Origin of the sequence: Micromonospora noduli, assembly GCF_003264475.1 — a bacterium.
Taxonomy (GTDB): domain Bacteria; phylum Actinomycetota; class Actinomycetes; order Mycobacteriales; family Micromonosporaceae; genus Micromonospora; species Micromonospora noduli.
Map to the genome: position 1 here is coordinate 564,061 of NZ_PYAC01000012.1, position 18,051 is coordinate 582,111.

The 18,051-nt window shown below is 72.9% G+C and carries 17 protein-coding genes and 1 tRNA gene; 10 read left to right on the forward strand and 8 right to left on the reverse strand.

The window, feature by feature from the left end; translation table 11 throughout:
• The first annotated feature begins 45 nt into the window (after window positions 1–45).
• Window positions 46–118, forward strand: a tRNA-Glu gene (locus MED15_RS17340).
• A 151-nt stretch (window positions 119–269) separates the two neighbouring features.
• Here the strand turns inward: MED15_RS17340 and MED15_RS17345 are convergent.
• Entirely contained in the window at window positions 270–956 is a 687-nt protein-coding gene (locus MED15_RS17345; RefSeq protein WP_091393133.1) for an IclR family transcriptional regulator, read from the reverse strand.
• A gap of 49 nt (window positions 957–1,005) precedes the next feature.
• On the opposite strand from MED15_RS17345, the gene leuC reads away from it, so the two are divergent.
• The 4 genes from leuC to MED15_RS17365 all read left to right on the forward strand — a co-directional run bounded on the left by leuC (window position 1,006) and on the right by MED15_RS17365 (window position 6,037).
• Complete coding sequence (leuC, locus tag MED15_RS17350; protein WP_112582032.1) at window positions 1,006–2,451, forward strand: 3-isopropylmalate dehydratase large subunit; 1,446 nt, start codon at window positions 1,006–1,008, stop codon at window positions 2,449–2,451.
• Between the two features lie 14 nt (window positions 2,452–2,465).
• On the forward strand, window positions 2,466–3,053 hold the full coding sequence (gene leuD, locus MED15_RS17355; RefSeq protein WP_091393128.1) for a 3-isopropylmalate dehydratase small subunit: 588 nt from the start codon (window positions 2,466–2,468) through the stop codon (window positions 3,051–3,053).
• A gap of 172 nt (window positions 3,054–3,225) precedes the next feature.
• Entirely contained in the window at window positions 3,226–3,909 is a 684-nt protein-coding gene (locus tag MED15_RS17360; RefSeq protein WP_181518641.1) for an HU family DNA-binding protein, read from the forward strand.
• A gap of 28 nt (window positions 3,910–3,937) precedes the next feature.
• The gene (locus MED15_RS17365) at window positions 3,938–6,037 is read left to right on the forward strand and encodes an endonuclease/exonuclease/phosphatase family protein (RefSeq protein WP_244220482.1); all 2,100 of its coding nucleotides are present in this window, start codon (window positions 3,938–3,940) and stop codon (window positions 6,035–6,037) included.
• Between the two features lie 27 nt (window positions 6,038–6,064).
• Here the strand turns inward: MED15_RS17365 and MED15_RS17370 are convergent, their stop codons facing one another.
• Genes MED15_RS17370 through cofC form a run of 5 tightly spaced genes read right to left on the reverse strand, consistent with a single transcriptional unit; the run spans window position 6,065 to window position 11,797 of the window.
• Complete coding sequence (locus tag MED15_RS17370) at window positions 6,065–6,943, reverse strand: NUDIX hydrolase (protein WP_112582029.1); 879 nt, start codon at window positions 6,941–6,943, stop codon at window positions 6,065–6,067.
• Window positions 6,931–8,451, reverse strand: coding sequence for a CYTH and CHAD domain-containing protein (locus MED15_RS17375; protein ID WP_112604361.1), 1,521 nt, complete (start codon window positions 8,449–8,451; stop codon window positions 6,931–6,933). Before MED15_RS17375 ends, MED15_RS17370 begins: the two co-directional genes overlap by 13 nt.
• A 24-nt stretch (window positions 8,452–8,475) precedes the next feature.
• Complete coding sequence (locus MED15_RS17380; RefSeq protein ID WP_112582027.1) at window positions 8,476–10,839, reverse strand: RNA degradosome polyphosphate kinase; 2,364 nt, start codon at window positions 10,837–10,839, stop codon at window positions 8,476–8,478.
• A 54-nt stretch (window positions 10,840–10,893) separates the two neighbouring features.
• Window positions 10,894–11,091 carry a cold-shock protein gene (locus tag MED15_RS17385; protein ID WP_030335323.1) on the reverse strand — a complete coding sequence of 66 codons (198 nt, stop codon included), beginning with the start codon at window positions 11,089–11,091 and terminating at the stop codon, window positions 10,894–10,896.
• Between the two features lie 58 nt (window positions 11,092–11,149).
• Complete coding sequence (cofC, locus tag MED15_RS17390; RefSeq protein ID WP_112582025.1) at window positions 11,150–11,797, reverse strand: 2-phospho-L-lactate guanylyltransferase; 648 nt, start codon at window positions 11,795–11,797, stop codon at window positions 11,150–11,152.
• Between the two features lie 128 nt (window positions 11,798–11,925).
• On the opposite strand from cofC, the gene MED15_RS17395 reads away from it, so the two are divergent.
• The 5 genes from MED15_RS17395 to MED15_RS17415 all read left to right on the forward strand — a co-directional run bounded on the left by MED15_RS17395 (window position 11,926) and on the right by MED15_RS17415 (window position 16,950).
• Window positions 11,926–12,663 (forward strand): lysophospholipid acyltransferase family protein, encoded by a 738-nt coding sequence (locus MED15_RS17395; RefSeq protein WP_112603448.1) that lies wholly within the window; start codon window positions 11,926–11,928, stop codon window positions 12,661–12,663.
• Entirely contained in the window at window positions 12,660–13,667 is a 1,008-nt protein-coding gene (locus MED15_RS17400; protein ID WP_091393100.1) for an NAD(P)H-dependent glycerol-3-phosphate dehydrogenase, read from the forward strand. The genes MED15_RS17395 and MED15_RS17400 overlap by 4 nt, the downstream gene beginning before the upstream one ends.
• Window positions 13,668–13,675: 8 nt before the next feature.
• Entirely contained in the window at window positions 13,676–14,794 is a 1,119-nt protein-coding gene (locus MED15_RS17405) for a cystathionine gamma-lyase (RefSeq protein ID WP_112736202.1), read from the forward strand.
• A 144-nt stretch (window positions 14,795–14,938) separates the two neighbouring features.
• Complete coding sequence (locus MED15_RS17410; protein WP_112736204.1) at window positions 14,939–15,724, forward strand: putative protein N(5)-glutamine methyltransferase; 786 nt, start codon at window positions 14,939–14,941, stop codon at window positions 15,722–15,724.
• A 176-nt stretch (window positions 15,725–15,900) separates the two neighbouring features.
• Window positions 15,901–16,950, forward strand: coding sequence for an ROK family protein (locus tag MED15_RS17415; RefSeq protein ID WP_112582018.1), 1,050 nt, complete (start codon window positions 15,901–15,903; stop codon window positions 16,948–16,950).
• 41 nt (window positions 16,951–16,991) lie between these two features.
• Here the strand turns inward: MED15_RS17415 and MED15_RS17420 are convergent, their stop codons facing one another.
• The gene (locus MED15_RS17420; protein ID WP_112582016.1) at window positions 16,992–17,192 is read right to left on the reverse strand and encodes a DUF397 domain-containing protein; all 201 of its coding nucleotides are present in this window, start codon (window positions 17,190–17,192) and stop codon (window positions 16,992–16,994) included.
• Window positions 17,193–17,197: 5 nt separating this feature from the next.
• Window positions 17,198–18,043, reverse strand: coding sequence for a helix-turn-helix domain-containing protein (locus MED15_RS17425; RefSeq protein ID WP_091393087.1), 846 nt, complete (start codon window positions 18,041–18,043; stop codon window positions 17,198–17,200).
• Between the last annotated feature and the right edge of the window lie 8 nt (window positions 18,044–18,051).

Consider the following 18,051-nt stretch of genomic DNA (forward strand, 5'->3'; position numbering starts at 1 on the left):
GACTACATTCGCACCGCCCGTGAGGGTGGTGAACGGAAAAGTTCTGGCCCCGTCGTCTAGCGGCCCAGGACGCCGCCCTCTCAAGGCGGTAGCGCCGGTTCGAATCCGGTCGGGGCTACAACCAAAGGCTCATCCCGCTACGCGGGATGAGCCTTTCTCGTTGCCGTCCCCAACCTCGGTGATCAAGAGCTTTGCGTCACCAGGTTCGGCGCGTCGTGACGCAAACCTCTTGATCACCGAGGTGGGCGAGGGAGGGGGTGGGGGCCGGGTTAGAGGCCGGATAGGCGTTGGCCGGCTCTTACTACGGCCATGGCGTGGCGTTCGCCGGGGCGGCGGCCCAGGCGCTCGATGGGGCCGGAGATGCTGACCGAGGCGATGACCCGGCCGGTGCGGTCGCGGATCGGGGCGGAGACGCTCGCCACACCGGCCTCCCGCTCGGCGACGCTCTGCGCCCAGCCGCGGCGGCGTACCTCGGCGAGGGTGCGGCCGGTGAACTTGCTGCGCGGCAGCAGCGGCATCACCGCCTCCGGCGGCTCCCAGGCGAGCAGGATCTGGGCCGAGGAGCCAGCCGTCATCGGCAGCACCGAGCCGACCGGAACGGTGTCCCGTAGACCGCTGGCGCGTTCCGCCGCCGCCACGCAGATCCGCTCGTCGGCGCGGCGCAGATAGAGCTGCGCGCTCTCACCGGTGGCGTCGCGCAGCGCGGCCAGCAGCGGCTCGGCGGCGGTCAGGAGAACGTCCGGTGCGGCGTTGGCCAGCTCGCCCAGGCGGGGGCCCGGCCGCCATCTGCCCTGGGTGTCACGCACCAGCATTCGGTGGATCTCCAGGGCCTGGGCCAGGCGATGTGCTGTGGCCCGGGGCAGCTTGGTGCGTTCGACGAGTTCGGCCAGGCTGGCGCCGTCCACGCAGGCGGCCAGGATGACCACCGCCTTGTCGAGAACGCCGACACCGCTCATACTGTGTCCCACAAGCCGAAACTTACCTCCCAGAATTTAGGATGTCCAGATGGTGGGAGTCACTCCTGAGCCGAGGACCCTGGCCGAGAAGGTCTGGGACGCGCACGTCGTACGGTCCGCCGCTGGTGAGCCGGACCTGCTCTTCATCGACCTGCACCTGCTGCACGAGGTGACCAGCCCGCAGGCGTTCGACGGGCTGCGGCTCGCCGGGCGCCGGGTGCGTCGTACCGACCTGACCCTCGCGACCGAGGACCACAACACCCCGACCGGGTACGCCGACCCGGCGTTCCGCCTCCGCCGTGGTGACCTGCTCACCATCGCGGACCCCACGTCGCGTACGCAGATCGAGACGTTGCGCCGCAACTGCGCCGAGTTCGGGGTGCGACTGCACCCCCTCGGCGACGACAACCAGGGCATCGTGCACGTCATCGGCCCGCAGCTCGGTCTCACCCAGCCGGGCCTGACGATCGTCTGTGGCGATTCGCACACCGCCACCCACGGCGCCTTCGGCGCGCTCGCCTTCGGCATCGGCACCAGCGAGGTGGAGCACGTGCTGGCCACCCAGACGCTGCCGCAGAGCCGGCCGAAGACGATGGCCGTGAACGTCACCGGGCAGCTCGCGCCCGGCGTGACCGCCAAGGACCTGGTGCTCGCCCTGATCACGCAGGTCGGCACCGGTGGAGGTCGCGGGCACATCGTCGAGTACCGCGGCGAGGCGATCCGCGCCCTCTCCATGGAGGGGCGAATGACCATCGCCAACATGTCCATCGAGTGGGGTGCCAAGGCCGGCATGATCGCGCCGGACGAGACCACCTTCGCGTACCTCAAGGGTCGACCGAACGCGCCGCAGGGCGCGGACTGGGACGCGGCGGTGGCGTGGTGGCGGACGCTGCCCACCGACGAGGGCGCGAGCTTCGACGCCGAGGTGACCCTGGACGCCAGCCAGATCACCCCGTTCGTCACCTGGGGCACCAACCCCGGGCAGGGTGCGCCGCTGAGCGCCCCGGTGCCGGACCCCGAGGAGTTCACCACCGACTCGGAGCGCACCGCCGCCCGCCGGGCCCTGGAGTACATGGACCTGCGCCCCGGCACCCCGCTGCGGGAGCTGCCCATCGACGTCGTCTTCGTGGGGTCCTGCACCAACGGTCGCCTGGAGGACCTGCGGGCCGCCGCTGACGTACTGCGTGGCCACCGGGTCGCCGACGGCGTCCGGATGCTCGTGGTGCCCGGCTCCGCCGCCGTGCGCGAGGCCGCCGAGGCCGAGGGTCTGGACAAGGTCTTCGCCGACGCCGGGGCCGAGTGGCGGTTCGCCGGCTGCTCCATGTGTCTGGGGATGAACCCCGACACGCTGAAGCCGGGCGAGCGCTCCGCCTCCACCTCGAACCGCAACTTCGAGGGCCGTCAGGGCCGGGGCGGGCGTACCCACCTGGTCTCCCCGCCGGTGGCCGCCGCCACCGCCGTGGTCGGCCGGCTGGCCGCCCCCGCCGACCTGTAGAAGGGACCGACGAGATGGACAAGTTCACCACCCACACCGGCACCGCCGTGCCGCTGCGCCGGTCCAACGTGGACACCGATCAGATCATCCCCGCCGTGTACCTCAAGCGGGTGACCCGGACGGGCTTCGCCGACGGGCTGTTCAGCGCCTGGCGGGAAGATCCGGCATTCGTGCTCAACGATGAAAACTATTCCGGGGCGTCGATCCTCATCGCCGGTCCGGAGTTCGGCACCGGCTCCTCCCGGGAGCATGCCGTCTGGGCGCTACGGGACTGGGGCTTCCGTGCCGTGGTGGCCCCGCGCTTCGGTGACATCTTCCGCGGCAACGCCCTCAAGGAAGGTCTGTTGCCGGTCGAGTTGGAATTGAAAGCCGTCGAAGAGTTGTGGGACCTGGTCGAGGCGGATCCCACCACTGCGGTGACCGTCGACCTGACCGCCCGCCAGCTCCGGGCCGGGGACGCGAGCTGGTCGTTCCCGCTGGACGACTTCAGCCGTTGGCGGCTCCTGGAGGGCCTCGACGACATTGGACTCACCCTCCGCCACGCCGCCGACATCGACTCCTACGAGGCGCGCCGGCTGCCGTTCCTGCCCTCCGTGGCATAGCCGTTAGGCCGCCCGCACAGCGGATTTCACCCCCATCGGTCCATCCGGTGGGGGTGAATCCGTTACGACACAAGGGCTTTTTTCTACCGAATGTTTGTGTCCCGACAGCACAGGGCATACCGTGCGCGCAGAATGGCTCGCAACGAGTCAGTTGCACAATCGGGAGGAAGTCGTGAACAAGGCCGAGCTCATCGAGGCGCTCGCCGTTCGCCTGGGGGACCGGAAGATGGCGACGGCCGCGCTCGACGCGGTCCTCACCGAGGTCCAGGCGGCGGTCACCAAGGGCGAGAAGGTGGCGATCACCGGATTCGGAGCATTCGAAAAGCGTGTGCGTGGCGCGCGAACAGCGCGCAACCCGCGTACCGGCGAGGCGGTGAAGGTCAAGAAGACGTCAGTCCCGACCTTCCGCCCCGGCGCCGGGTTCAAGGAAATGGTGGCCAGCGGCAAGGTGCCGAAGGCCACGGTGGCGACGAAGAAGGCCACCACCAGCACCGCCACGGCCAAGGCGGCGGGCACGAAGGCGACCGGCACCAAGGCGGCCACCGCCAAGGCGGCGGGCACCAAGGCGACCACGGCGAAGGCGGCCAGCAAGAAGACCGCCCCGGCCAAGGCGAGCAAGACCGCCACGGCGACCAAGACGGCCGCCAGCAAGAAGACCGCCCCGGCCAAGGCGAGCAAGACCACCACGGCGACCAAGACGGCCGCCAGCAAGAAGACCACCGCGGCGAAGAAGACCACCGCCGCGACCCGGTCGACCGCGGCGAAGAAGACCACCGCGGCGGCGAGCAAGAGCACGGCGGCCAAGAAGGCGCCGGCGAAGAAGGCTCCGGCCAAGAAGGCGGCCAGCAAGCGCTGACCGACCCGTACCGCAAGGGCGTCTACCAGTGGGTGGGCGCCCTTTCGGCGTACCGGACGGCTTTTCGGCGTACGGGGAGCCGTTGACCGGGTTGGCGCGGCTCGCGCAGAATCGCCGTGCCGGCCACCCCTGGGCCGGCCCGTCGACGGGAAATGGGGCGCCGGTGCGCTACCGCCAGCTCACCACCGGCACGCTCGCGCTGGGCGTGCTCCTCCTCATCGACGTGCTGCGGGTCTGGTTGCCCGGCATCATCACCATCTTCGGTCAGGCGGCGTCCACCCCGGCCGAGCTGATGGGGGCGTTCGCCCTCGGCTGGTTCGTGCTCGCGATGGGCGCGCCCGCCGTGGTCCGCCGAGTCGGAGCCCGCCCGGTCACTGTCGTCGCCGCTGTCGCGCTCGCCGTCGCCCGGCTCGCGCTCACCGCCGCTCCCGGCGGGCGTACGCAGCTCTGGTTGGCCACCGCCGGGTTGCTCGCCGGGCTGGTCTGGCTGGTCGGCGTCGCCGCCGACACCGACCGCCCGGTCCCGGGGCTGGCGTTGGGGTTCGCGGTCAACGCGGCAGTGCACGCGGTGCTGGACACCGTCGACCTGGTCTGGCGGGGTGACTGGGTGGCCTGGCTGCTCAGCGCCGTCGCGGTGGTGGTGTTCCTGGCCGGCACGGCGCAAGCCGGTCAGCGCGGCGGTGCAGGTAACGCCCTCGCTGGCCCCGCTGACGCCCCTGTCGGCCCCGCTGACGCCACTGCGGGCCCTGGTGGTGGTCGAGCCTGGCTGCTGGCCGGGCCGGCGCTGCTGCTGGCCGGGATGGTGGCGCTCTCTCCGGCGCTGGCCCGAACCGGGATGTCGTACCTGGTCGCCGGGGACGGGGTGGCTCGTTCTCCGCTGTTCGGCCTGGCGCCGGTGCCGGTGGCGGTTGCCGGGTTCCTGTGCGCCGCGTTGACCCGGCCGCCCAGCGGGTGGGGCCGGGCGTACGGTCCGGTGGCGCTGCTCGGCGGCGCTGTGCTGTTCGCCCTCGACCGGGGCGACCTGCTCCTGCCGGCCATCCTCCTCGCCGCTGTCGGCCTCGGCGCCTGCCTCGCGCTGACCGATGACACCAGCCAGCCTGCCATCGACACCGCGAGCGCCGGCACCGCTGGTGGCACCAGCGCCTCCCGGCGGGGGTACGCGGTCGCCGCCGGGATGCTCGTCTTCGCGCTGGGGGCGGTCGGCTACTACTCGGCCTACGACCTCGGCTACCCCAACGCGGCGGTGCCAGTGGTGGTGGCCGTGCTGATCGCCGCCATGGCGTTCACCGCCCGCCCCGTCGTCCACCGGCTTCCCGGGCCGTTTCCGCCGCTCCGGGCCGCCGCCGCGGTCACCGCGCTGGCCCTGCTGGCACCGGTGCTCGCCGACGAGGTACCGGTGGCCAGCAACCGGGACGGCCCACCGGAACGGTTGACGGTGGTGGCGTACAACATCCGGATGGGGTTCGGGCTGGACGGCCGGTTCGACCTGAACGGCCTCGCCCAGGTCGTCGACCGGCAACGGCCCGACGTGGTGCTGCTCAGCGAGGTCGACCGGGCGTGGCTGCTCAACGGCGGCCACGACACCCTGGACCTGTTGTCAGACCGGCTCGGTATGCCGTACGTCTTCGGGCCTGCCGCCGACCCGGTCTGGGGTGACGCGGTGCTCAGCCGTTGGCCGGTACGCGATCCGCGGACGCTGCCGCTGGCCGCCGTCGGCGCGCCCACCGGAGCGCAGGCCCTCGCCGTCACGCTGGACCTCGGCGACGGTGTCCGTACCGCAGTGGTCAGCACCCACCTGCAACCGCCACCCGGCAAGGGCCCGGTGGTCCAGGCCCGCGCGGTCGCCGACTTCGCCACCCGGTACGCGGCCGGTCGGCCGTTGGTGGTGGGGGGTGACCTGAACACCGAGCCGGGCGACGAGGCGTTCGCGGAGTTCACCAAGGCCGGCCTGGTCGACGCGTTGGCCGCCGCCCGACCACTGGCGACCAGCCCGGCGGACGACCCGCGCCAGCAGATCGACCACATCTTCGTCTCGCCCGGCCTGACCCCCGGCGATCCCGTCGCGCCGCACAGCACGGCCAGCGACCACCTGCCGGTCGCGGTGACAGTGACCCTGCCGCCCCGCTGACCAGGCCGGGCCCGTCGAACGCGGGCCCTACAGGCGATCGGTGGCGAGCAGCCGGTCGGCGGCGAAGGCGAGCAGCCACCCGCCGCCCTTCGGGGTGGCGAAGTCCTCATCGGTGCGGCCGGTCAGCCGCTCCAGGGCACCCGGCAGGACCTTGCCCTGGCTGCACACCGCCGACTGCCCACCGGTGCCGGCCAGCTCCAGAAGTCGGGCGGCGGTGGCCAGGATCTGCTCGTCGCTCTGCTGGCCCGGTTGTGGTTCGTCCAGGTCGCCGCAGACCTCGATCGGCAGGTCGAGCAACGCGGCGGCCGGGTCGAGTGTCTGTACGCACCGTCGCGGCGACGCCGACACCAGCCGGGCCGGTCGGATCAGGGCGATCAGCTCGGCCAGCGTGCTCGCCTGGGCCCACCCCTCGGCGTCCAGGGGCCGTCCGACGTCCGGGCCGGACCAGGTGGCCCGCTTACCGGCGTGCGCGTGCCGAACCAGCGCGACCGTCGCCGTCACCGACGGCAGCGCGGCGAACGCCGCCAACACCTCGGCGTCGTGCGGGTAGCTGACCAACCGGATCGCGTCGTCCACCGCGAGCCAGCGGATGTCGTCCACCTCGGTGTCCGGTTGGAAGCCGCCACTGGCCACCGCGAGCATCGACCAGTAGTCGACCAGCTTGGGCTGCCCCTCGCTGCGGTACCGCACCGACGGCAGCCGCACCTGCGGCACGCCCCGCACGTCGGCCTCCTCGGCCACCTCACGCACCGCCGCGGCCAGCGCGTGCTCGCCCGGCTCCAGCTTGCCCTTCGGCAGCGTCCAGTCGCCGTAACGGGGGCGGTGCACCACGCAGACGCGTACGCCGTCGTCGGTCGGCCGCCAGGCCACCCCGCCTGCCGCCCGGATGCCCGTCACGGCAGCCAACTGGTGCGCCGTCGCCGGGTGGCCCGGTGCCAGGCAGCCGGGAGGAGACCCCGCATCCGGCGTACCGACTGGCGTTCCCGCTCGGCCAGCCGCCCGGCGGTGACCGCCAGCTCGTGGTCGTCCGGTCGCTCGGCGGCGATCTCCAACCAGGTGTCCGCCGCCACCGCCGCGTCCTGGTGCTCGCCGAGCACGTCCTGCACCCGGGCGAGTGCGCGGGACAGCCGCCGTGCGTCCTTGCCGACCGTCGGGGCCACCGCGTTGACCGCGTACCGGGCCTGCTTGCCCTCCCTGCGGACGGCGTGCCAACGGTCGTCCGGCGACTGTGCGTCGAGCCCGCCGACGCCGTCCGGCCCGCTCAACCGCCGCCAGGGGCGGGCCACCAGCGCGGGTAGCGCCTGCGCGGCGGGCGCTGCCGCCCGGCGGGTGAACCGGGGCGCGCGGGCGGCCAGCACCAGGGAGTCCACCAGGGCCAGGTAGCGCGCGGAGCGCAGCATCTCGTCGATCGCGGTGAGCGCCTGCCGCTGCCGCTCGGCGAGCACCTTGTCGAGCCGGTCCACCGCGCCCCGGTCGAGCGGGCTCAGCGGATCGGCGTCGGCGGTACGGCGCAGCCGCGCGCGCAGCACCTCGGCGTCGCGGGCCGCGCCGAGCACGTCGGCCAACCAGCGCAGCTCGGTGCGCAGCGGGCGGGACCAGGTCTTTCGCAGCAACGGTTTGAAGGTGCGCAGATCACTGCGCAGGCGTCGGCAGGCCACCCGCATCTGATGCACTGCGGTGTCGCCGCCGGCGGCCGGGGCGCGCAGCCGGACCAGCGGGTCGTGCGCCAACAGCCGGCGGATCTCCTTGCGTAGCGACTCGGTCACCACGTCACCGGCGCTCGGCTCGGCGGTCAGCCCGGCCGGCGCGACCAGATCCGGATCGGCCTGCGCCGTCGCGCCCAGCGCCCGTACGTGCTTCGGCGTGAACGACCCGCCCTGCGCGCCAGCCTCGCGCAGCACCCCGCCGACCCGGTCGAGCAGCTTCCGGTCGCCGGCCTTCAGCTCCACCTCCACCTCGCGGAACGTGTCGGTGGTGCTGCCGGCGTCGTCGAGCACTGTCACCCGGTCGTCCACCACTTCGGCGAGCACAGTGCCGGCCCGGTCACACACCTCGTACGCGTGCCGCACCGTCCGCACCACTGTCACCGGGGCCAGCGGAGCCCCCCGGTGCAGGACGGTGACCAGCTCCACCAGCTCCGGAGGCGGCTGCCCCTTCGGCCCGGCACGGGAAATCTCGTGCCGGACGCCCGGCGTCCCGGTCGGTAGTTTCACCGTCCAGGGCAGCTCGTCGCCCCGGCGGTGGCGCAGGGAAGCACCGGCCCGGGCCAGCCGCAGGTCGACAGTGTCGAGGTAGCGGGCGACAAGCGTCACCGGTGGCAGCACCCGGACCTGACCGCCGGCCGGGGCCGTGCCGGCCAGGTCCGGCAGCACGTAGGCGTCGTCCACCTCGTACTTCTGCTCCTCCTCGACCATCAGCTCAGCCTATGCGCTGCGCGGTCAGCTGGCCGTGCCACCGACGCGGCGCAGCAGCAGTTCCTGCAGATGGGCCCGGGCGGCGTTGTCACCGCCGGTACGCCGGGTCCAGGTGCCGTCGCCGGCCAGCTCGAACGCGTCCACGTCGGGGCTCATCGCGGCGGTGAGCACATGGTCCAGCTCGGCGCGGGCGACCGGGTCGCTCACCTGCACCAGCGCCTCCACCCGCCGGTCCAGGTTGCGGTGCATGAGGTCGGCCGAACCCATCCAGAACTCGGCCTCGCCGTTGTTGCCGAACCGGAAGACCCGGGAGTGTTCCAGGAACCGGCCGAGGATCGAGCGGACCCGGATGTTCTCCGACAACCCCGGCACCCCCGGGCGCAGCGTGCACATGCCCCGGATGAGCAGGTCGACGTGGACGCCGGCCTGGGAGGCGCGGTACAGCGCGTCGGTCACCCCCTCGTCGACCAGGGAGTTGACCTTGAACTGGACCAGGCCGGGCATGCCCAGGCGGACGTGCGAGATCTCCCGCTCGATCCGCTCGATGAGGCCGCTGCGGATGCCCTGCGGGGCAACCAGCAACCGCCGGTACGCGGTCTGCCGGCTGTACCCGGTGAGCACGTTGAACAGGTCGGTGAGGTCGGCGCCGATCTCCGGGTCGGCGGTGAGCATGCCGAAGTCCTCGTACAGTCGGGCCGTCTTCGGGTGGTAGTTGCCGGTGCCGATGTGGCAGTAGCGACGGATCTGGTTGCCCTCCTGCCGGACCACCAGCGCGGTCTTGCAGTGCGTCTTCAAGCCGACCAGGCCGTACACCACGTGGCAGCCGGCGCGTTCCAGAGTGCGGGCCCAGCCGATGTTGGCCACCTCGTCGAAGCGGGCCTTCACCTCCACCAGCACCACCACCTGCTTGCCGGCGGCGGCCGCGTCGACGAGCGCGTCGACGATCGGGGAGTCGCCGCTGGTCCGGTAGAGGGTCTGCTTGATGGCCAGCACGTTCGGGTCGGCGGCGGCCTGCTCGATGAAGCGCTGCACGCTGGTGGCGAACGAGTGGTACGGGTGGTGCACCAGGATGTCCCCGTCGCGCAGGGTGGAGAAGACGCTGCGCGGCACCTCGCCCTCGGCGAGCCGGGGATGGGTGGCCGGCACGAACGGCGGGTCCTTCAGGTCCGGCCGGTCCGCCTCGCCGTAGACCTGCCACAGCGCGGACAGGTCCAGCAGGCCGGGCACCCGCAGGACGTCCTGCTCGTCCATGTCCAGCTCGCGGACGAGCAGCTCCAACATGTGGTCGGAGATGGACGCGGCGACCTCCAGGCGGACCGGGGGACCGAACCGCCGACGGGCCAGCTCCCTTTCCAGGGCCTGGAGCAGATCCTCGTCGCGGTCCTCGTCGACCTCCACCTCGGCGTTGCGGGTGACCCGGAACAGGTGGCACTCGACCACCTGCATGCCACTGAACAGCTGCCCCAGGTGCACCGAGATCAGGTCCTCCACCGGCAACATCCGGACGCCCGGCTGGTCCCGGTCCACCCGGACGAAGCGGGGGACGTTGTTGGGCACCTTCACCCGGGCGAACAGCTCCGAACCGCCGTCCGGGTCACGAACCGCCACCGCCAGGTTCAGCGACCGCCCCGAGATGTACGGGAACGGGTGCGCCGGGTCCACCGCGAGCGGGGTCAGCACCGGAAAGATGTGCTCCCGGAAATAGGTGCGCAGCCGCTCCCGTTCGCCGTCTCCCAGCTCGCCCCAGCGCAGGATGCGGATGCCCTCGTCGGCCAGCTTGGGCAGCACGTCGTCGACGAAGCAGGCGGCGTGCCGGGCACCGAGTGCGGCGGTCCGCTCGGCGATCAGCTCCAACTGCGTACGCAGGGGCAACCGGTCCCCGCCGCGCACCGGCAGGCCGGCGGAGAGCCGCCGCTTCAGCCCGGCGATGCGCACCATGTAGAACTCGTCGAGATTGCTGGCGAAGATGGCCAGGAACTTGGCCCGCTCCAGCAGCGGGGTGCGCTGGTCCTCGGCCAGGGTGAGCACCCGGGCGTTGAAGTCGAGCCAGGACAGCTCCCGGTTGAGGAACCGGTCCTCCGGCAGCGGTGGGGCCGCCGAGGGCTCGTCGTCGTCCTCCGGTGTGGCACCGGTCGGCAGGTCGTCGGGCAGGACCTGGTGGACGTCACCGGCGGCCGGGCCGTCCGCTGCGATCTTCGGGGCGGGGTCGATGACCTCGTCCAGCCCGGAGGAGGCGGCACCGGGATCGTCGGCGAGTGTGTCGGCGCGGGCGGCACCGGCACGTTCGGCACGGGACGGGCGGAAGCGCCCATCGGTGCCGCGCGTACGGGAGCCGTTGCGAAGGTCGGTGGCGGGCGGGTGGGCCGGTTGCTCGCGAGGGGTGCTCACCCGCTCATAATCACCCGATTACGGTAAACGCAAAATGAACTTGGGCTCGCCGGGTCAGATCATCGTCGGCAATGTCACCCGGACAACCTCGCCGTCGGGATCGGTGTCGATGCGAACCCGCTGGCCGAGCCGGAGAAGCCGCAGCCCGGAGGCGTCGAAGGCCCGGGCGGGGAAACGCATCTCGGTGCCGTCGTCGAGCAGCAGGACACCGCTGCGCGTCGCCGCGTCGTAGCTGGCCACCGTGCCCTGCATGCTGGCACCGTACACCCGGGGGCTCACCCCGTGGCGCGGGCTCAGCCCACCGGGCGGCTCAGCCTGCGGCGCGGGCGGGGCGACCGGCGGCCACCAGTGCGGCAGTGCGCGGCCCCAGCCCGAGCCGGGCCGCGGCGGCCAGGTCCGCGGCGGTGTCCACGTCCCGGCGCAGGCTGGGCCAGTCGCCGTCGAGCGGCAGGGCACCGCTCGCCGCGTGCGCTACCGCCGAGCCCACCCCGAAACGGGGATCCAGCGGCACGCCCGGCCCGGCGGTGAGCAGCACCGTGCCACCGCCGGGTGCGTCCGGCAGGAACCGGCGTACCTCGGGTCGGCCGCTCTGCGCCGCGAGCAGCGCGCCGGCCAGCTCGGTCGGGCGCAGCGCCGGCACGTCCGCGGTGATCCCGGCCACCCACCCGGTGGCGGCCCTGGCCGCCCCGTGCCGGAACGCGGCGTTCAGGCCGGCGTCCGGCTCGTCCGGCAGCACCCGCGCGCCGGCGGCCCGCGCCGCCGCCGCCACCCGGGCGTCGTCGGTCACCACCACGGCCTCGGCGACCGCCGGGCAGGCCAGCACCGCGCGGAGCGTGTCGGCCGCCAGGGCCAGCGCCAACTCCTCATGCGGTACGCCCGGCAGCGCGCCCCGCAGCCGGCTCTTGGCCACGGCCAGCCGCTTCACCGGCACCACCACGGCCCACCTCGGCTGACTCACGTCCGCAATCCTGCCAGCCGGACGACGGGCCCCTCGCTGGCCGTACCGGGGGCGAGCAGGCATGATTTCCGCTGCGGGTGTCGCGGGCGGGATTTCGCGGCGGGATCGGGGCGCGAAGAGGAGGCACAGTGGCACGGCGGAGGCTGGGGTTCTGGCAACGGTTCGCCGTGGGGCTGGTGAAGCCGGTGATGACCGTCTGGACCCGGCGTACCTGGCGTGGTCAGGAGCATCTCCACCGCGACGGCGGCGTGATCATCGTGGCGAACCACATCTCCCACGCCGACCCGCTGGTGTCCGCGCACTTCATCTACGACTCCGGGCGCTGGCCGCAGTACCTGGGCAAGGCCAGCGTGTTCCGGGTGCCGGTGGTCGGCTGGATCCTGCACCGGTGCCGGCAGATCCCGGTCGAGCGGGGCAGCGTGGACGCCGTCCGCTCACTGGACGCGCTGGTCGCCGCGCTCGACGAGGGCGGCGCGGTCGTGATCTACCCTGAGGGCACCACCACGCGACAGCCGGAGCTCTGGCCGATGAAGGCCAAGACCGGTGCGGCCCGGCTGGCCCTGGCCACCGGCGCCCCCGTCGTACCGGTGGTGATGTGGGGGCCGGAACGGATCTTCGACCCGCGGACGACCCGTGTCAGCCTGCGCCCTCGGATCCCGGTGACCGTTGCCGCCGGGGAGCCGATCGACCTGAGCCGGTGGGCGGACGCCCAGCCGACCCGGGCCACCCTCGAGGAGATGACGGACACCATCATGTTGCGGCTGCGGGACATGCTCGCCGAGATCCGTGGCGGTACCCCGCCGCCACTGTGGGAGCGACCGGCCCGGTCCTCCGTCGGCCGCGAGCAGCGGGACGACGCAGCATGAGCGGTCACGTCGCGGTGCTCGGTGCCGGTTCCTGGGGCACCGCGTTCGCCAAGATCCTCGCGGACGCGGGGCGGGACGTGACGGTGTGGGCCCGCCGGGCGCCGGTCGCCGAGAGCATCCGGACCGAGCGCCGCAATCCGGAGTACCTGCCCGATCTGCTGCTCCCGGCCCGCGTCACCGCCACCGCCGACGCCGCCGAGGCGATCACCGGCGCCGAGGTGGTGGTGTTGGCCGTGCCGTCGCAGACCCTGCGCGGCAACCTTGCCGAATGGGCCGGGCACCTGCACCCGGATTCCACCCTGGTGTCGCTGATGAAGGGCATCGAGCTGGGCACCACCAAGCGGATGAGCGAGGTCATCGTGGAGACCGCCGGGGTCGCCGCGGACCGGGTGGTCGTCGTTTCCGGCCCGAACCTCGCCCCGGAGATCGCCGCCGAGCAGCCCGCCGCGACAGTGGTCGCCGGGACGAACAGCGCCCGCGCCACGCTCGTCCAGTCGTCGATCCGGACGCCGTACCTGCGCCCCTACACCAACGACGACGTGATCGGCTGTGAGCTGGGCGGGGCGGTCAAGAACGTGATCGCCCTGTCGTACGGCATCGCCACCGCGATGGGTTTCGGCGACAACACCCGGGCCATGCTGATGACCCGTGGGCTGGCCGAGACGGCCCGCCTGGGCGTGGCGCTCGGCGCGGACCCGATCACCTTCGCCGGCCTCGCCGGCATGGGCGACCTGGTCGCGTCCTGCTCGTCCCCGCTGGCCCGCAACCGCACCTTCGGCGAGCATCTGGGCCGGGGCGAGACGCTGGAGCAGGCCCAGGCCGCCACCCGGCAGACCGCCGAGGGCGTGAAGAGCTGCCTGGCGATCCGCGACCTGGCCCGGGCGCACGGCGTGGAGATGCCGATCACCGAGCACGTCGAACGGATCTGTCACGAGGGCATGGACCCGCGCCTCGCCGTGGAGACCCTGATGAGCCGCACCGCCAAACCCGAGTCGTACGAGTGAGGAACCCGATGAGCGAGTGGGGAGACGGCACCCGCTGCGTACGTGCTGGCCTGCCCGAGCCGGCACCGGGGGACCCGTTCCTACCCGGGCCGGTCTTCGCCGCGCCGTACCACCTCGACCCGTTTGCGGGTCAGGGCACGTCGCCGAACGGCTACGGTCGCCCCGACAACCCGACCCGCCGGCTGCTGGAGGCTGCGGTGGGCGAGCTGGAGGGCGGTGACTGCCGGGTCTTCGCGACCGGTCAGGCGGCCATCACCGGCCTGCTGCTCACCCTGCTGCGGCCGGGGGACACCGTGGTGCTCCCCACCGACGGATACTTCCCGGTCCGGGCGTTCGCCACCGATGTGCTGGAGGGGATCGGCGTCCGGGTGCTGTTCGCGCCGACCGTGGGGCCGTACCCGTCGTTCGAGGGCGTCCGGCTGGTGCTGGTGGAGACGCCCGCCAATCCGGGCCTCGACGTGGTCGACGTGGCGGCCCTGGCCGAGCGGGCGCACGCCGCCGGCGCGCTGCTCGCGGTGGACAACACCACTGCCACCCCGCTCGGACAGCGTCCGCTGGATCTCGGTGCCGACCTGGTGGTCGCCTCCGGCACGAAGGCGCTCACCGGCCACTCCGACCTGCTGCTGGGCTACCTGGCCAGCCGGTCCGCCGAGCTGATCGATGCGGTGACGACCTGGCGGACCACCACCGGGGCGGTTCCGGGCGCGTTCGACGCCTGGCTGGCCCACCGGTCACTGGCCACTCTCGACCTGCGGCTGGCGCGGCAGAGCGCGAACGCCGCCGCGGTCGTCGACCTGCTCGCCGGCCGGTCGGACGTGACCGGCCTGCGGTGGCCGGGGCGGCCGGACGACCCGGCGTACGCGGTGGCCTCGGCGCAGATGCGCCGGATCCCGGGGGTGCTCTCGTTCGACCTGGGCGACGCCGACCGGGTGGGCCGATTCGTCGAGGCCGCCCGGCTGGTGGCGGCGGCGACCTCCTTCGGTGGCCTGCACACCACTGCGGACCGGCGGGCGCAGTGGGGCGACGACACCGCTCCCGGCTTCGTCCGGCTCTCCTGCGGCGCGGAGGACACCGCGGACCTGGTGGCCGACATCGCCGCCGCGCTCGACGCCGCCGGCCCGCTCTGAGTTAGGGTGTCGGCGGCCGCACCGGCGGCCACGACCGGAGGAGGTGAGTCCGATCCGCCAACAGACAGGACCGGCGCTTCCTCCCGTGTCCCTGCCGCAATAGCGGCCGCGGGAGCGCCGGCGAGCGTTTCCCGGAGGATTCCCATGGCACCACCGTTCCCCACCGACCGTCCTGCGCTCGTACGCCGGCTGCGCGCCGCCGGTTGCGTCTACGCCGAGGACGAGGCCGAGCTGCTGCTGGCCGCCGCGCGCAGCCCGGCGGCGTTGGCCGACCTGACCGACCGTCGGGTGGCCGGCGAACCGTTGGAGTACCTGCTCGGCTGGGCGGAGTTCTGCGGCCTGCGGATAGCCGTCGACGACGGCGTCTTCGTGCCCCGGGCCCGGACCGCTCTGCTGGTCGAGGTGGCGGCCGAACTGACCGGCACGGCTCCGGCCGTGGTCGACCTGTGCTGCGGCTCCGGGGCCACCACCGTCGCACTGGCGCACCGCCTCGCGCCGCGCTGGCTGGCCGCCGCCGACATCGACCCGGCGGCCGTGGCGTGTGCGCGCCGCAACGTCGTCGGGTTGGACGCCGAGGTGTACGAGGGCGACCTCTTCGCGCCGCTGCCCCGGCGGTGGCGGGGGTGGCTGGACCTGGTGGTCGCCAACGCCCCGTACGTGCCGACCGACGCGGTCGCGCTGATGCCGCCGGAGGCGCGGCTGCACGAGGCCCCGGTGGCGCTCGACGGCGGCCCGGACGGGCTCTCCGTGTTGCGCCGGGTCGGTGCCGACGCCGCCGGGTGGCTGACCCCCGGCGGCCACCTGGTGGTCGAAGCCGGCACCACCCAGGTCGACACACTCTGCGAAGCGTTCAGCGCGGCGGGCCTTGTGCCAACCGTGCGCCACGACGAAGACCTGGACGCCACCGCGGTCTTCGCCCGCCGCCCCTGACCCACCCCACCCCGCCCGCGCGATCTTGCAGTTCCGGTTGTCGGAATGAGTGGCGTGCCCCTTGTTGCGGGGCAGTAATTGCAAGATCGCGGGGAGGGTGAGGCCGTCCGGCATGGCGGGGGAGGGGGGTTGGCACTAGCCTCGGCTCACACTCATGACGGCGGGAGGCGGTTTCGGTGGGCAGCGCAGGGGTGCCGGTGGTCGTCGGGCTGGACAACGGCGGCACCAGCAACAACGCCACGGTGCTGACGGTGGACGGCCGCTTCCTGGTGGACGGGCTGTTGGAGATCCCCAGCGAGGTGCGGGCCGGGCCGGAGGCGGCGATCGAGGCGTTGGCCCAGGCGCTGGACGGCGCCCTTGCGCAGACCGGCGTGCCGCGTGACCTGGTCCAGGCGGTCGGGCTGGACACTCCCGGCCCGGCCAGCGCCGAGGGCGTCATCTCGTCGCGGGGCTCCACCAACTTCTCCCAGCCGGCCTGGCGCGGCTTCGACGTGCGAGGGGCGCTGGAGCGACGGCTCGGGCTGCCGGTGATCTATCACAACGACGGCAACGCGGCCGCGCTCTACGCCCACCACGTCCACTTCGGCGCCGACGCGATGAACCGCTCGTCGGTGTCCGCGATCGTCGGCACCGGCCTCGGCGGCGGTGTGGTCGAGAGCGGTCGGGTGATCGCCGGTGCGGCCGGGATGGCGGGCGAGTTGGGCCACGTGCACATCCCGCTGAGCGGGCTGCTCGGCCCGGGTCAACCGGAGCCCACCTGCGCCTGCGGCTTCACCGGAGATGTCGAGAGCGTCGCCTCGCTGACCGGCATCGAACGCAACCTGCTGCCGTACTGGCTGACCCGGTACCCCGACCACCCGCTCGCCGCCGAGCCGGTGGCCCGCGCGGCCAAGCTGGTCCGGGGGTACGGCGAGCGCGAGGACGCCCTCGCCCGGGACCTCTTCACCCAGCAGGCGATGGCGCTGGGGCGGCTGTTCACCGTCGCCGCGAACTTCACCGACCCGCACGCGTACTTCGTCGGCGGCGGGGTGGTGGAGGCGGCACCGGAGTTCCGCGACTGGTTCCTGGCGACGGTCCGCGAGCACACCGTGCTCCGCGAGGAGCAGGCGGCGGTGGCCACCTTCGCCCTGGTACCGGATCGGGACATGGCCGGTGCCCGAGGCGTCGCGATCGCCGCGCTGGAGGCGCTACGCGCTGTTCCGGAGCCCCGCCCGCTGGTTGCCTGAGCCGGCGCGGGCCTCGGCCCGCACCGGCTCGGCACCTCTGGTCAGCGCTGCGGTGGCGCCTGGGCGAAGGCGGCCCAGGCCGCCGTTGGGAACAGCAGGGCCGGGCCGGCCGGGTCCTTGGAGTCGCGCACGGCAACGAGCCGCGGGATCGCGGCCACCTCCACGCAGGCGCCTTCGTCGCCGCTGCGGCTGCTCTTGCGCCACCGCGCCGCGGCCAAGGCCGCTGTGATCATCGGGGTCATCGGTCCTACCGTCCCTTCAGGACTGACAGGAGCATCTCGCGGCTGTCCGCCGGGCTGAGCGCCACGCTTCGGAGATGCTCCATGATCTTGGTGCAGGTACGCGTCTCGCCGGCGCGGTCGAGGATCATCTGACCCGCAACGGTTTCCACCGACGCGATGATCGGGTCCTCCGGGTCGGCGAACTCGAGGATGTGCAGGGAACCCCGGGTGCCCCGGTGGTAGCCGGCGGAGAGCGGGATCACCTGGACGCTGATGTTCGGCAACTCGGCCATCTTGACCAGGTGCCGTAGTTGCCCGTTCATCACCGACTGGTCACCGACCGGCCGTAGCAGCGCGCCCTCGTCGATGATCGCGTCGAGGATGGGCGGCTGGTCGGCGGTGAGCCGCTGTTGTCGGTCGAGCCGGATCTTGACCCGCTGCTCCACCAGGTCGTCACCGAGGGTGTGCGGCCCGCCGCGCATCACGCCACGGATGTAGTCCGCGGTCTGCAACAGGCCGGGCACCACCGAGGGCTCGAAGTTGGCGATGGCGGTCGCCTCGGCCTCCAGCGCGATGAAGTCGATGGTGCGCGGATCCAGCAGGTAGGAGTACGACACCCACCAGCCGGGCTTGCGGGCGTCCTTGGCGAGCTGCACCGCGGCGGCCACCTCCTCGGCGCTCACCCCGTACGACGTGAGCAGGGCGCGCACGGTGGCCGGGCTGATCAGGGTCTGGGCGTTCTCGTAGCGGGAGAGGGTGCTGCGGGTGCTGTTGATCTCATCCGCCGCAGTCTCCAGCGTCAGCCCGGCGGCTTCCCGGTGGTGGCGCAGGGCGATGCCGAGCCGGCGGGCGCGGGCGGTCTTCGGAGCCATGCATCGAT

Bases quoted from the DNA above. Each gene is read 5' to 3' on its own strand.
- MED15_RS17425 (WP_091393087.1), bottom strand. From the start codon at position 18,043: ATGGCTCCGAAGACCGCCCGCGCCCGCCGGCTCGGCATCGCCCTGCGC.
- MED15_RS17400 (WP_091393100.1), top strand. From the start codon at position 12,660: ATGAGCGGTCACGTCGCGGTGCTCGGTGCCGGTTCCTGGGGCACCGCG.
- MED15_RS17385 (WP_030335323.1), bottom strand. From the start codon at position 11,091: ATGCAGGGCACGGTGGCCAGCTACGACGCGGCGACGCGCAGCGGTGTC.
- leuC (WP_112582032.1), top strand. From the start codon at position 1,006: ATGGTGGGAGTCACTCCTGAGCCGAGGACCCTGGCCGAGAAGGTCTGG.
- MED15_RS17375 (WP_112604361.1), bottom strand. From the start codon at position 8,451: ATGGTCGAGGAGGAGCAGAAGTACGAGGTGGACGACGCCTACGTGCTG.
- MED15_RS17405 (WP_112736202.1), top strand. From the start codon at position 13,676: ATGAGCGAGTGGGGAGACGGCACCCGCTGCGTACGTGCTGGCCTGCCC.
- leuD (WP_091393128.1), top strand. From the start codon at position 2,466: ATGGACAAGTTCACCACCCACACCGGCACCGCCGTGCCGCTGCGCCGG.
- MED15_RS17410 (WP_112736204.1), top strand. From the start codon at position 14,939: ATGGCACCACCGTTCCCCACCGACCGTCCTGCGCTCGTACGCCGGCTG.
- MED15_RS17345 (WP_091393133.1), bottom strand. From the start codon at position 956: ATGAGCGGTGTCGGCGTTCTCGACAAGGCGGTGGTCATCCTGGCCGCC.
- MED15_RS17420 (WP_112582016.1), bottom strand. From the start codon at position 17,192: ATGACCCCGATGATCACAGCGGCCTTGGCCGCGGCGCGGTGGCGCAAG.